Source organism: Janthinobacterium sp. GW823-FHT03B06 (assembly GCF_058796955.1).
Window position 1 is genome coordinate 463,001 of sequence record NZ_JBXAJE010000003.1, and the last position, 13,274, is coordinate 476,274.

Below are 13,274 nucleotides of genomic sequence, written 5' to 3' on the forward strand. Positions count from 1 at the left end.
TGACGACACTTGTGTGACTACTTTCCAGAGAACGACAATGGATTCCCTACTGAAACACATGGTGGACATGACCGGGCACCGCGACCACACGATGCTCGACATTTCCGTGATCTCGGCAGTGCAGGAACTCGCTGCCGCGTCGCAGACCCGTGTGCTGGCCCTGACCACCGTGCGTGGCCAGGTATTCGTGCGGTCGCGGGCCATCATCGTGGCGGGCAGCGTGGCCCGCATGGAAGAGCATACCGACCCTACCCTGCCAGGCGAACCGCTGTCCGACTACCCGGCCCTGGCCGCCTGCATCAAGCGCCATGAAGCGAGCGCCGACACCCTGTGCGCCGACGGCCGCCACCTGCTGTGGCTGCCCATCTGGATCGGCGACCAGGTCACCACCTGCCTGGAAATCACCAACCCCACGCCCTACACGGGCGCCACCATCCAGGTGATCGGCGGCATCGTCAGCGTGTACCGCAATTTCCAGAACCTGCTCGACTACAGCGAACGCGATTCGCTCACCGGCCTGTTGAACCGCAAGACCTTCGACGACCAGCTGGCGAAAATCCTGCACAGCCGCGGTGAACCGGAAGCGGAGAAACCGCGTCCCGTCGATGAAGAGCGGCGCCACCATACGGACACGGAACGGCAATGGCTGGCCGTGATCGACGTCGATCATTTTAAACTGGTCAACGATAAGTTTGGCCACCTGTATGGCGATGAAGTGCTGATCCTGATCGCCAACCAGCTGCAATCGTCGTTCCGCTCGCAAGACCGCATCTTCCGCTTCGGCGGCGAGGAATTCGTCGTGCTGCTGCGCTCGATCACCCTGGAAAATGCGCAGAAAATCATCGACCGCTTCCGCACCAATGTCGAGGCGCACGACTTCCCGCAAGTGGGCAAAGTGACCGTCAGCGTGGGCTTCGTCAGCATCAACGCCTACGAGGCGCCCGTCATCATCCTCGGCCGCGCCGACCAGGCCTTGTATTACGCCAAGAGCCATGGCCGCAACCTGGCTTGCCATTACGATGAGCTGGTCGCCAAGGGCTTGCTTACCACCATTGCCTCGAACGATACGGCGGAATTTTTCTGATCACCTGACAAAACGTCCATCGCGGCGTTGCCGGCGCTCGCCGTACTCGTCGTACTGTCTTCGCGCCAGCGCCTTGCCCTGAACGTTTTTCAGGCGCTCTTTTTCAAAGAACACACACCGTTCATGCATCCGCCAGCGAGATAAAACGCATGGGATCGACCTGCCACTTGGCCGCCGACTCATGGCCGACGATCTTGTCGGCGCCGCCAAAACCGAAGCCGCGCGACAGGTCGACCGTCTCGGGCTTGATGTAGGTCTTGCTCTTCGTACTGAAAAACACATTCACTTTCGGCGCCAGCAGATTGCTTTCGTGCGCCTCGACGACGACGGCCAGGCGGCCCGATTCCAGCATCACCATGGTGCCCACCGGATAGATGCCCACGCAGCGCATGAAATCCTGCGCGAACACGGGGTTGAAATGGAATTTGCTCCACTCGTAAATCTTGCGCAGGGCTTCGGCGGCGGGAATGCCCTTGTGATAGCTGCGGTCCGACGTCAGCGCGTCGTACACGTCGACGATGGCGGCCATCTGCGCCAGCTCGCTGATGGCGTCGCCGGCCAGCTGGTCCGGATAGCCGCTGCCGTCGCGCCGCTCGTGGTGGTGCAAGGCGATGTCGAGCGGAATGGCGCCCAGCTCGGGCGACTGCAGCAGGATCTCGTAGCCATCGCGCGGATGGCGCTTGATCAGGGCAAATTCCTCGGACGTGAGGGGACCGGGCTTGTTCAGCACGCTGTCGGGCACCAGCGCCTTGCCCGTGTCGTGCAGCAGGCCGCCCAGGCCCGCCTGGTGCGTGGTGGCCGCATCGATGCCGCGCGAGCGGCAAAACGCCACCAGCAGCGCGCACACGCTGACGGAATGCAGGAAGGTGTAGTCATCCTTGGTCTTGATGCGCAACAAGCCGACGAGGGCGCCGGGATTGCGCAGGATCGATTCGGTAATATCTTGCACCGTGTGCTGCACGCGGTCGAGCTCGACCGCCTTGCCCAGGCGCACGTCGGCCATCACCGTGCGTACCAGGCTCGCCGCCTGGCGCCGCACCTGCGCGGCGCGCGCCAGTTCCATGCCCAACGACACGCGCGTGACCACCTGCGGCGCCGCGGCGATCTGCACCAGTTCGCGCTCGGTCTCGGCGCGCGCCTGCGCTACGGTGGGCGCATCCTGCACGTCGAGGCCCTTGCCGCTGTCGATCACCACGTCGTGGATGCCGGCCTGCACGATCTTGCGGATTTCATCGTCGCTGCGCAACAGAAAACGGTTGCGCACGAACGGATGCGTCATCCAGTCACAACTGAGGTCATGAATGTACATGCCCACTTTTAATTGAGACGAATCAACTTTCTTGAGCATGCTGTCATCCCACAAATACGCGGCTGGAGCACCGAAGGCGCTAGAATGAGTATAACAAAATTGTTATTCTGCTGGCCGCGTTCGGCGCTGCGGCGCAACACCCTGTTTTTTCCGCTCACCGCACCGCTATTGGGACCCATGGAACTGCGCCAATTACGCTACTTTGTCGCCATCGTCGACCACGGCTCGCTGTCGCGCGCGGCCCTGATCCTGCACGTGGCGCAGCCGGCCCTGACGCAGCAGCTGCGCCAACTGGAAGAGGAACTGGGCGTGCAGCTGCTGCACCGCTCGGCCCAGGGCGTGCTCAGCACGGATGCGGGCAAGGTGTTTTACGAACATGCGCAGGCGATCCTGAAACAGGTGGCGGACGCCCGCTCGGCCGTTACGCAAAGCGCCACGCGGCCGTCCGGCAATGTCACCCTGGGCTTGCCGCACAGTATCTCCGGCGCGCTGGCCCTGCCCCTGCTGCTGGCCGCGCGCGAACGCTATCCCGAGATCACCCTGCAACTGACGGAAGAAATCACGGGCAACCTCAATGCACAGCTCAAATCAGGCCGCATCAATCTGGCCGTGCTGTTCGACGATGGCCAGCTGACGCCGTTTTCCTGCTGCCCCCTGGTGGAGGAAGAAATGCGTTTTATCTGCCGCAGCGATTCGCCGTTCGCGCCCCCGGGCACGGCGCTGTCATTCGCGCAGGCATTGAGCGCCACCCTGATCCTGCCGGGCCTGCAGCATGGCGTGCGCCCCCGCATCGACAGCCGCGCCCGCGAACTGGCACTGGAGACGGCGAACGTGATCGAGATCAACTCGATCGCCATCCTGAAATCGGCCATCCTGGCCGGCATGGGCGCCACCATCCTGCCGGCCGCGCCCCTGCTGGCCGAACTGGACAGCGGCGCCATGCGCAGCTACGCCATCCACAGCCCCGTGCTGTCGCGCACGGTGGCCCTGTGCGCCTCGAAAAACATTCCCCTCACCAATGCAGGCAACGCCGTGAAAAACCTCGTGCTGCAAGTGGCCGCCGAACTGTGCGGCAGCGGACGCTGGGTGGGGGCGCACGTGCTGTAGCGTAAATTATTTTTCCAACAATAATTTCTCAAAAGAAATAAAATGATGGTCTTATTCATTTCACCATCGTCATCATGTTCTTGCTTACCACTTCCTTGCGCCGTCTGGCGGCAAGCGCCGCCCTGCTGCTACTGATGCAGGGCGCCCAAGCCGCCCGCCCTCAATCCGAATTTCCCTTGCGCGAGGTGCTGCTCAGCGATGTTGCGCAGCCCATCGAAAGAAAAGAAATCGAGGTGGTGGTATTTATTGCGCCGGAAAGTTGCACGCCCAAGACCCATGAAAGTACCTGGGGTACCATCGTCTCGTCGGACAACACCTCCCTGTTCAAAAGCTGGGCTTGCCGTGCCTATCTCGACACTGCCAAGGATCCGAAAGAAGAACTCGCCTTCGTCCCCATGCCACCCGCGTTCAAGCGACCATCCATCCTCGACACCGTGCAGGGACTGCCTGCCAGCACGACGGGGCGGCGCTACGTGGCGTTGATCGACTGGAAATATGCCGATACCACGCTAGGAAAATGTAATAGCTATGGCTGCCATTCCTCCCTCATTATGCTCATTGAAGCGGTGGTATATGACCGAGTGGCGGGTAAAACCATTTGGCATTCCATAGAAACGACGCGTGCCACCATGAAGGACCTTCACTACGATGCAAAAGAGGCCAGATCCATGGGGCCACTTAACGTCTCTATTGCGCTGAATGGGATCATGGGGCACAAAGCCCAGCACGAAGCAGAGGAACAAGGCATGCGCCGCACGACCGCCCTGGAGCCGTCAAATGCGCCTGGGCAAGCGGGCACGGTACTCAACAGAAAAGCCAATCTGATCCTCTTTAACCGCATGCCGCAAGAAACGGTAGATAGCGAGAAATTCGAAGATGGCAGCACCTTCTACACTATCGAGACCAGCCATCTGCAGGGCAGCGCGAAAAAAAACCTCTACTATCATGATTCCAGGACACATGTGGCGCTGGAGCTGGCACCGGGCACATACGAGCTCGCCTTCTACAAAAAGCGCACGACCGTCAATATCAAGGAAAATGGTCCTCCCGTATACCTGAGCGTTGATACAGGTTTCATGAGTAGTCTCAGCGTCAATGAGCTTAGCCCCCAAAAAGCCCTGGAACTGACGCAAGACTCGCTCAATGCCCTGCTGCCCGAGTTGACGCCCGTCGCCTATCCCTTGCGCGCGCGCAAGCTGCAATGGACGCAGCCCTAAGCGGGCACGGCAGACATGGCCTGTCTTGCGGCGCGAGGCAGGCCATCATTTTTTCTTATACCCCCATCGCCAAAGCGTATTTGCCCCTTCCTCACGGTCGTTCTACACTGACCACATTAACTATTTTAAATTTAAACTAGTTATGTGCCGCCCACACGCGGCCATCCCGTCTGCACCGCGCGCGCCTTACCGGGCGCGCCTCTGGTACAGCCGATATCTGAAACACCCTTTTGGAGACAGCCATGTCCGTGACCACGGAAAACGGCTCCGCAGCGTTCGCTAGAAACGCCGGTGCCGCGCCATCTACGCCCCCCGACACATCCCGTTTGACCACCGTCAGCCTCGACGACAAATACACGGCCACATCCGGCGCCATCTTTCTGTCCGGCATCCAGGCCCTCGTGCGCCTGCCCATGATGCAGCGCTTGCGCGACCAGGCTGCCGGCCTGAACACGGCCGGTTTCATTTCCGGCTACCGCGGCTCACCGCTGGGCGGCCTCGACGAAAACCTGTGGAAAGCGAAAAAGCAGCTGGAAGCGCACCACGTGCAGTTCGTGCCCGGCGTCAACGAAGACTTGGCGGCCACGGCCGTCTGGGGTTCGCAGCAGGTCGACCTGATCGGCCCGGCCAAGTACGACGGCGTGTTCGCCATGTGGTACGGCAAGGGTCCGGGCGTGGACCGCTGCGGCGATGTCTTCAAGCACATGAACCATGCGGGCACATCCAAACTGGGCGGCGTGCTGCTGGTGGCCGGCGACGACCATGGCGCATACTCATCGACCCTGCCGCACCAGTCCGACCATCTGTTCTCCGCCTCGATGATCCCCGTCCTGTATCCATGCAATGTGCAGGAATACCTGGACCTGGGCATCCACGGCTGGGCCATGTCGCGCTTTTCAGGCTGCACGGTGGCCTTCAAGGCCCTGGCCGACACGGTCGAATCGTCGGCCTCCATCGACGCCGACCCGTTCCGCGTGGAAGTCAAGATTCCGCAGGACTTCGTCATGCCCGAAGGCGGCCTGAATGCGCGCCTGTCGAGCATCCCGCTGGGCCAGCAGGCGCGCAACCAGGAAGCGCTGATGCAGGACTACAAGATCTATGCGGCCCTGGCCTACGCGCGCGAAAACAAGCTCAACCATACGACCATCGACAGTCCGAACGCCAAGCTGGGCATCATCGCCTCCGGCAAATCCTACCTGGACGTGCTCGAAGCGCTGGAAGAGCTGGGCATCGACGAGCAGATGGCGGCCGATGTCGGCATGCGCCTGTTCAAGGTAGCCATGCCGTGGCCGCTGGAACCGGACAGCGTGCGCGAGTTTGCGCAAGGTCTCGATGAAATTCTCGTGGTCGAAGAGAAGCGGCAGATCGTCGAATACCAGCTCAAGGAACAGCTGTACAACTGGCGCGACGACGTGCGCCCGCGTGTCATCGGCAAGTTCGACGAAAAAGGCGAATGGGTGGCGCCGCGCGGCGAATGGCTGCTGACCTCGAAGGCGGATTTTTCCGTCTCGCAAGTGGCGCGTGTCATCGCCAGCCGCATCGCGCGCCTGATTTCCGATCCCGTCACCTGCGACCTGATCAAGGCGAGACTCAGCTTCCTCGACGCCAAGGATGCGGTATTGAAAAAGGCCGTGAATACGCCGTTCCGCCCCGCGTTCTACTGCTCCGGCTGCCCGCACAATACGTCGACCAAGGTGCCGGACGGCAGCCTGGCGCTGGCCGGCATCGGCTGCCACGTGATGGCCACGTCGATTTACCCGGAAATGAACAAGCTGACCACGCACATGGGCGGCGAAGGCGCGCCGTGGATCGGCCAGGCCGCGTTCTCGGAATTGCCGCACGTGTTCCAGAACCTCGGTGACGGCACCTACTTTCATTCGGGCTACCTGGCCATCCGCGCCGCCCAGGCGGCCAAGGTCAACATCACCTACAAGATTCTGTACAACGACGCCGTCGCCATGACGGGCGGCCAGCCCGTGGACGGCCTGATCACCGTGCCCATGATGGCGCAGCAAGTGGCGGCCGAAGGCATCGCCCGCATCGCGCTGGTCACGGAAGATTTATCACGCTACAGCGACCGCAGCAAGCTGTCCGCCCACCTCACCTTGCACGACCGCAAGGACATGGATGCCGTGCAGCGCGAATTGCGCGAGGTACCCGGCGTGTCCGTGCTGATCTACGACCAGACCTGTGCCGCCGAGAAACGCCGGCGCAGGAAAAAGGGCGAGTATCCCGATTTGCCGAAGCGCATGGTCATCAACGACGCCGTCTGCGAAGGCTGCGGCGACTGCGGCGTGCAGTCGAACTGCGTGTCGATCTTGCCGAAGGAAACGGAATTTGGCCGCAAGCGCACCATCGACCAATCGTCGTGCAACAAGGATTACTCGTGCGCCAAGGGTTTCTGCCCCAGCTTCGTCACCGTCGAAGGCGGCAGCCTGAAAAAGACCAAGACGGGCGCGAACAAGCCGGGCGAGACGGATGACTTCGGGCCGCTGCCGGAACCTGTATTACCCGATTGCGACGCGCCGTACAACATCCTGATCAACGGCATCGGCGGCACGGGCGTGATCACCGTGGGCGCCCTGATGGGCATGGCGGCCCACCTGGAAGGCAAGGGCGCGTCCGTGCTGGACATGACGGGCATGTCGCAAAAGAACGGCTCCGTCACCTCGCACGTGAAGATCGCCAAGTCCCCGGCGCACATCCGCGCCCAGCGCATCGCCACGGGCGAAGCGGACCTGATCCTGGGCTGCGACATGCTGACGGCCGGCGCGCAGGATGCCGTGTCAAAAATGCGTCCTGGCCGCAGCCTGGCCGTCGTCAACCTGCACGAGCAACCGCCGGGCACATTTGCGCAAAATGCGGACTGGCAATATCCAACGGCGGAAGTGCGCCAGCTGATCGAGGAATCCGTGGGCGGCGCCGACGCGGCCGACTTCATCGACGCGACGAAATTGGCCACCGCGCTGATGGGCGACTCGATCGCCGCCAACCTGTTCATGCTCGGCTACGCCTGGCAAAAGGGCCGCATTCCGTTGACGGAGGCGGCCCTGCTACGCGCCATCGAATTGAACGGCGTGGGGATCGAATCGAACAAGAAAAGCTTTTTGTGGGGCCGCCGCGCCGCCGTCGACGTGCGCCGTGTCACGCAAATTGCCACGCCGGCGCAAGCGATCATCGTGCAAATGCCGCAAAGCCTCGATAGCGTCATCAAAAAGCGCGTGGAATTCCTCACCGCGTATCAAAACGCCGCGTATGCGGATGGTTATGCCACCCTGGTGAAACAGGTGCGCGACCGCGAAAATACCCTGGGGCTGGGCCAGAAGCTGTCGACGGCCGTCGCCAAGAGCTATTTCAAGTTGCTAGCCTACAAGGACGAGTATGAAGTGGCGCGTTTGTACACGGATGGCCGTTTCGTCGAGCAGTTGCAACAGCAGTTCGAGGGTAATTTCTCCGTGAAATTCAACCTGGCGCCGCCGCTGTTTGCCAAGAAAGATGCGAAGGGGCATCTGGTGAAAGCGGAGTTCGGTTCCTGGATGTGGCGCGCCTTCCAGCTGCTGGCCAAAGCAAAAGGCTTGCGCGGCGGCACCTTCGACGTCTTCGGTTATACGGCCGAGCGCAAGATGGAACGCGCGCTGATCGTCGAATACCGCGAACTGCTGGCCGGCCTGCTGGTCAACCTGACGGCGGACAACCTGTCCACTTGCGTGGAACTGGCATCCTTGCCCGAAAAAATCCGCGGCTTCGGCCACGTCAAGGAAGCGGCCGTCGATACTTACCGCAAGGACAAGGCGAGGTTGCTGGCCGTGCTGGCGGATGGAAGCAAGCACGCGGCATAAAAGACAACGCAGAGCCTCGGCTCTGCGTTTTTTTATTCCGGGCAGCGCCCCACGGTGGCGCCCGGCAACAGCACCGGTTGCCAGATTTCCTGCAAGCGTTCCGGCGGCGTGCCGGCCAGCAAGGATTGCAGCATTTCCACCATCTTGGCGCCGGCGCGGCGCAGGTCGGGCTGGTCGATGGTGGTGACGTTGATGCCGATCAAGGTATCTTCCACATTGCCCCAGACGATGACGGAGATCTCCTTGCCGATCTCGATGCCCGCATCCATCAGCGCGCGCACCACGCCCACGCCGGACAGGTGGTTGTCGACGATGACGGCCGTCGGGCGCGGCGAGCAGGCCAGCAATTGCTGCATGGCCTGGTAACCGCTGCGGCGATCAAAAGTATTGTCGAGCAGATAGTTGGGGTCCAGCGGCAAGCCCGCTTGCGCCATGCAGCGGATAAAGCTTTCCTTGCGCTCATAAGCAAAGTGCAGCTCCAGCGGCGCGCTCAGCAAGGCGATGCGCTGGTGGCCATGCGCCGCCAAGAAAGACACGGCCAGGTCGATGCCCGTGTCGTTGTCGTAATCAAAATACGCGTAGGGCGCGTCGATGCGCGTGCGGCCGTTCGCGACAAAGGGAAAGCCGACTTTCGTCAAATACGCGATGCGTTCGTCGACCACCTTGGTGCGGCCCACCACGAGGCCATCGACCTGGCGCCCGCGCACCATGTTTTCATATGACGGCTGTTCGTTCTGCGGCGAGACGGGGGCGATGATCAGGCTCATCTTCAACGCTTCGACGGCGTCCGACATGCCATTCACGACGGAAAGGAAGACGCTGTCGCCCAGGTCGCTGGGCAGCAGCGGATAGATCATGCCGAGCACATTCGTGCGGCCGACGGCCAGGCTGCGCGCCAGGGGGTTGGGCCGGTAGCCGACTTTCTTGGCGGCGGCCAGGACGATTTCACGGGTGCGGGAATTGACTTCCGGATAGCCGTTCAACGCCCTGCTGACTGTCGTTTTCGACATGCCGAGGGCAATTGCGAGGCTCTTGAGATTCATGTTAACTACCTGTCTGTATGGCAAAAGAAACCAACTCTGACCGTCCATTATAGCCCAGAGCGCCAAACAGGCGGCACATGACCGTGCGCCAACATGGTAGAAAAACAACAACTTATTAGATTTTTAAAAATTGTCTTTTGAAAAACGAACGTGTTTGCCGAGTCAGCAACATGGCATGATGAATGGCACGAAAACAAATGCTGTTATCGATAGCGTGTACTTACTTTACTCTCTATCGCGCCACGTGCAGCATGCCGCTTCGGCACGGCATAGCGCGCACGATAAGATTATCAAGAAAACATAATTCACTGGAACTGTGCGAGAATTTATCCTACTCTTGACTAAGGTAAAGATTGCCTGCAGACATGCCGCAGCCCCTGGCCTGCATTCTTCCTCTTGTGTACACGCCTGGGCATACTTTCAAAGGTGAACAATGTGGTATCGCTAACGTCCGTCAACAATCTGCAAGCCTCGCTGGCCACGGCGCAGCGCCGGGTCGAACAAGGCCAGAACCAGGTACAGCGCGACAGCGAACAGCTGGCGCAAAGCCGCCAGTTGCTGGCGCGGGAGCAGGAATCGCTGAGCCAGACCCAGCGCAGCAGCCAGCAAGCGCAGGCCGATGCCCCGGCCGCCATCAAGGCGCCGCAGCTGGACCAGGCGATCAAGGTAGCCGTGCCGCAACAAGCAGCCCCCGCCGCACCGAAAAGCACGCCCCAGCTGAACGGCTATGGCCAGACCCTGGGACGTCTGATCGATGTGACGGCTTAAGCCAGTTTACTTCGCCATCTCCTCTTCCAGCATCGCCAGCCACCACTTTTCCCCCTTCTTCGGCTGCGCCAGGTCGACCGCCTCGCCCATCTGCGGCGTGGCCAGGTTCACGCCCTGCTTGGCCGCCAGTCCCGTGATGCGGTCGAACGGTTCGTGCCAGGCGTGCAGACCCAGATCGAAGGTGCCGTTGTGCACGGGCATGAGCCACTTGCCGCGCAAGTCCAGGTGCGCTTGCAGGGTTTCCTCCGGCTGCATGTGCACGTCCGGCCACAGCTTGTCGTAGGCGCCCGTCTCGATCATGGTCACGTCGAACGGGCCGTACTTGGCGCCGATCTGCTTGAAACCGTCGAAATAGCCGGAGTCGCCGCTGAAAAACACGCGCACCTCGGGCGCGTCGATGACCCACGACGCCCACAGGGTTTGATTGCTGTCAAACAAGCCCCGTCCCGAGAAATGCTGCGATGGCGTGGCGACGAGTTTCACGCCCGCAATCGTCGTCCCCTGCCACCAGTCGAACTGCTGCACCTTGTCCTTCGGCACGCCCCATTCGACCAAGGTGTCGCCCACGCCCAGCGGCGCGACGAAGTGTTCGGTCTTGGCGGCCAGTTGCAGCACGGCGGCATGGTCGAGGTGGTCGTAATGGTTATGCGACAGGATGATGGCCTTGATCGGCGGCAAGTCGGCGATGCTGATGGGCGGCTGGTGGAAACGTTTGGGTCCCGCCCACTGCACCGGTGAGGCGCGCTCGGAAAACACGGGGTCGGTGAGGAAGAATTCGTTATTCAGTTTCAGCAGCAGGGTCGAATGGCCGAGGCGAAACAGGCTGTTGTCGGGCGCGGCCAGCAGTTGCGCCCGGGTCAGCGCTTGCACGGGCACGGCCGCAGCCGGTACCGTGCTGTCCGGTTTATCAAAGAGAAATGTCCACATCAGCTTGAGCGTTGCCGCCGTGCCCAGCTTGTGCATTTGCACGGGATTGCGGAACTTGCCTTCGAGGCGTTGCGGTGATTCGGTCGGCGCGACGGGCGCGGCGCGCAAGGTGCAAGAACTCATGATGATCAGAACTCCCAAGAATAAGATGCGGTACATATGCAGCCCGGTCAATAAAATACAAGGATTAAATTACACTACACAGTGTAGTTCCTATTTCTGGCAAAGTAAACCAGGAGGTGTAAAATATTGTTTTCAAAGGAGATTTTCAGCCATGGCCGCACCGCAACGCCTCACAGACCGCAAGCGCGTCGCCATCGTCGATGCCGCCATCGCCGAGTTCCGCGAGCACGGTTTCGATGCGACCAGCATGGACAAGATCGCCGCCACGGCCGCCGTGTCCAAGCGCACCGTGTACAACCATTTCCCCAGCAAGGACGAGCTGTTCGCGGAAATCCTGCAGCGCATGTGGGAAAGCAGCATGGCCCAGCCCGCCGTGCCCTATGTGGCCGACCAGCCGCTGCGCCCGCAAGTGCTGGCCCTGGTCGAGCAGAAGATGGCCTTGCTGTGCGATCCGGCCTTCATCGACCTGGCGCGCGTGATCTTTGGCGAAACGATCCACTCGCCCGAGCGCGCGCAAGCGATGGTGGCGCGCCTGAATGAAAAGGAAACGGGCCTGAATATCTGGATCCGCGCGGCGCAGCAAGACGGACGCATCAAGGCGGGCGAGACGCTGGAAGTGGGACACCTGCTGATGGCTCCATTGAAGACCTTTGCCTTCTGGCCACAGATCACCCTCGGTGAACCGCTGCTGAGCCCGGCACGCCAGCGCGAAGTGACGGCACTGGCCGTCGATATCTTCCTGTGCTATTACGGCGTGGCAAAACAGACGGCATAAACGGGCGGCAAGTGGGCAGACAGCGTCTGCCAATGTTCGCCCTCGTCGCCCGAATACCAGGCGCCGCCCGTCGTCGACGCCATCAATAAACTGCGCCCGTCGTCGGCCAGCGCCAGCCCGTGGCGGTAGATGAGGTCGTAGCAATGCTGCTGCGGCAATCCCGCGCGCAACACTTCAAACGTTTTCCCGCCGTCGCGCGTGCGCGTCACGGCCAGCGCGCCATCGATGGGTATGCGCAGCACGTCCGCCTGCGCCGGCACGAACCAGGCCGTGTCGCCATCGCGCGGATGCACGGCCACGGCAAAGCCGAAATGCGACAGCGGCGCCGTCGTCACTTCCTGCCAGTGCCAGCCCGCGTCAAGCGAGCGCCAGATACCGTTATGGTGCTGGCACCACAACGCGTCCGGCGTGCCGGCGCTGCGCACGATGCGGTGCGGGTCTTGCACGGCCTCGTTTTCATCGAGTTCGGGCGGCATGTAGTCGGCGCGCATGCCCGTCGCGCTCAAGGCCCAGCTGGCGCCGCCATCAGCCGTTTGCCACACACCGCCGCAGGACACGCCGACCAGCACGGTATTGCTGTCGCGCGGGTCGACGCAGATGCTGTGGATGCCGGGCACGTCGTAGCCGCCGCCAAACCACTGCGCCCGCTGCGGCACGTCCCACAACGCTTCCACCAGTTGCCAGCTGTCGCCGCGGTCGCTTGAGCGGAACAGGCCGCCAGGCAGGGTGCCCGCCCACAGCACGCCGGGCTGGTCCGCGCCGCCGGCCGCCAGCGACCAGATCTGCCGCACCGTCCAGTCCACGCTATCGCTGCTGCCCTCGGGCTTGGCGGGATAGGCGGGCACGGCGACTTCCTGCCACGCGCCGGCGCCCGCATCGAGGCGGTGCAGCTTGGCGCCGAAGTGGCCCAGGTTCAGGGCCGCGTACACGGTGCCGTCGCGGCCATCGTGCAGCAGCATGGAGACGGGATCGCCGGCGAATTGCACCAGCGCCAGCTGCCAGGCGCCGGCCGCATCGACATCGAACCGGAACAGCCCCTTGCGGGTGCCGAAATACGCGCGTTGCGCCCTGCCTGGTCCCAT

Annotated in this window: 10 protein-coding genes; 6 read left to right on the forward strand and 4 right to left on the reverse strand. The window is 61.9% G+C overall.

What is annotated here, in order from left to right; all coding sequences use genetic code 11:
* The first annotated feature begins 37 nt into the window (after positions 1-37).
* Positions 38-1,084: a GGDEF domain-containing protein gene (locus AC1RBA_RS13155; protein ID WP_492418546.1), complete on the forward strand. Its 1,047-nt coding sequence runs from the start codon at positions 38-40 to the stop codon at positions 1,082-1,084.
* A gap of 121 nt (positions 1,085-1,205) precedes the next feature.
* On the opposite strand, the gene AC1RBA_RS13160 is transcribed toward AC1RBA_RS13155, so the two are convergent.
* The gene (locus tag AC1RBA_RS13160; RefSeq protein WP_070289458.1) at positions 1,206-2,432 is read right to left on the reverse strand and encodes an HD-GYP domain-containing protein; all 1,227 of its coding nucleotides are present in this window, start codon (positions 2,430-2,432) and stop codon (positions 1,206-1,208) included.
* 138 nt (positions 2,433-2,570) lie between these two features.
* Here AC1RBA_RS13160 and AC1RBA_RS13165 point away from each other — a divergent pair, with 138 nt between their 5' ends.
* The 3 genes from AC1RBA_RS13165 to AC1RBA_RS13175 all read left to right on the forward strand — a co-directional run bounded on the left by AC1RBA_RS13165 (position 2,571) and on the right by AC1RBA_RS13175 (position 8,556).
* On the forward strand, positions 2,571-3,500 hold the full coding sequence (locus AC1RBA_RS13165; protein WP_070219121.1) for a LysR substrate-binding domain-containing protein: 930 nt from the start codon (positions 2,571-2,573) through the stop codon (positions 3,498-3,500).
* Between the two features lie 74 nt (positions 3,501-3,574).
* Positions 3,575-4,717 carry a hypothetical protein gene (locus AC1RBA_RS13170; protein WP_492418548.1) on the forward strand — a complete coding sequence of 381 codons (1,143 nt, stop codon included), beginning with the start codon at positions 3,575-3,577 and terminating at the stop codon, positions 4,715-4,717.
* Positions 4,718-4,959: 242 nt separating this feature from the next.
* On the forward strand, positions 4,960-8,556 hold the full coding sequence (locus AC1RBA_RS13175) for an indolepyruvate ferredoxin oxidoreductase family protein (protein WP_492418550.1): 3,597 nt from the start codon (positions 4,960-4,962) through the stop codon (positions 8,554-8,556).
* Between the two features lie 32 nt (positions 8,557-8,588).
* Here the strand turns inward: AC1RBA_RS13175 and AC1RBA_RS13180 are convergent, their stop codons facing one another.
* On the reverse strand, positions 8,589-9,599 hold the full coding sequence (locus AC1RBA_RS13180; protein ID WP_492418552.1) for a substrate-binding domain-containing protein: 1,011 nt from the start codon (positions 9,597-9,599) through the stop codon (positions 8,589-8,591).
* A gap of 435 nt (positions 9,600-10,034) precedes the next feature.
* Between AC1RBA_RS13180 and AC1RBA_RS13185 the strand changes: the two genes are divergently transcribed.
* Complete coding sequence (locus tag AC1RBA_RS13185; protein WP_070219120.1) at positions 10,035-10,367, forward strand: hypothetical protein; 333 nt, start codon at positions 10,035-10,037, stop codon at positions 10,365-10,367.
* A gap of 6 nt (positions 10,368-10,373) precedes the next feature.
* Here the strand turns inward: AC1RBA_RS13185 and AC1RBA_RS13190 are convergent, their stop codons facing one another.
* Complete coding sequence (locus AC1RBA_RS13190; protein ID WP_492418554.1) at positions 10,374-11,417, reverse strand: MBL fold metallo-hydrolase; 1,044 nt, start codon at positions 11,415-11,417, stop codon at positions 10,374-10,376.
* A gap of 151 nt (positions 11,418-11,568) precedes the next feature.
* Here AC1RBA_RS13190 and AC1RBA_RS13195 point away from each other — a divergent pair, with 151 nt between their 5' ends.
* On the forward strand, positions 11,569-12,192 hold the full coding sequence (locus tag AC1RBA_RS13195; protein WP_070219059.1) for a TetR/AcrR family transcriptional regulator: 624 nt from the start codon (positions 11,569-11,571) through the stop codon (positions 12,190-12,192).
* Here the strand turns inward: AC1RBA_RS13195 and AC1RBA_RS13200 are convergent.
* A complete protein-coding gene (locus tag AC1RBA_RS13200) occupies positions 12,165-13,274 on the reverse strand; it encodes a WD40/YVTN/BNR-like repeat-containing protein (RefSeq protein WP_492418556.1) in 1,110 nt (369 codons plus the stop codon). The two genes, AC1RBA_RS13195 and AC1RBA_RS13200, sit on opposite strands and share 28 nt — an antisense overlap.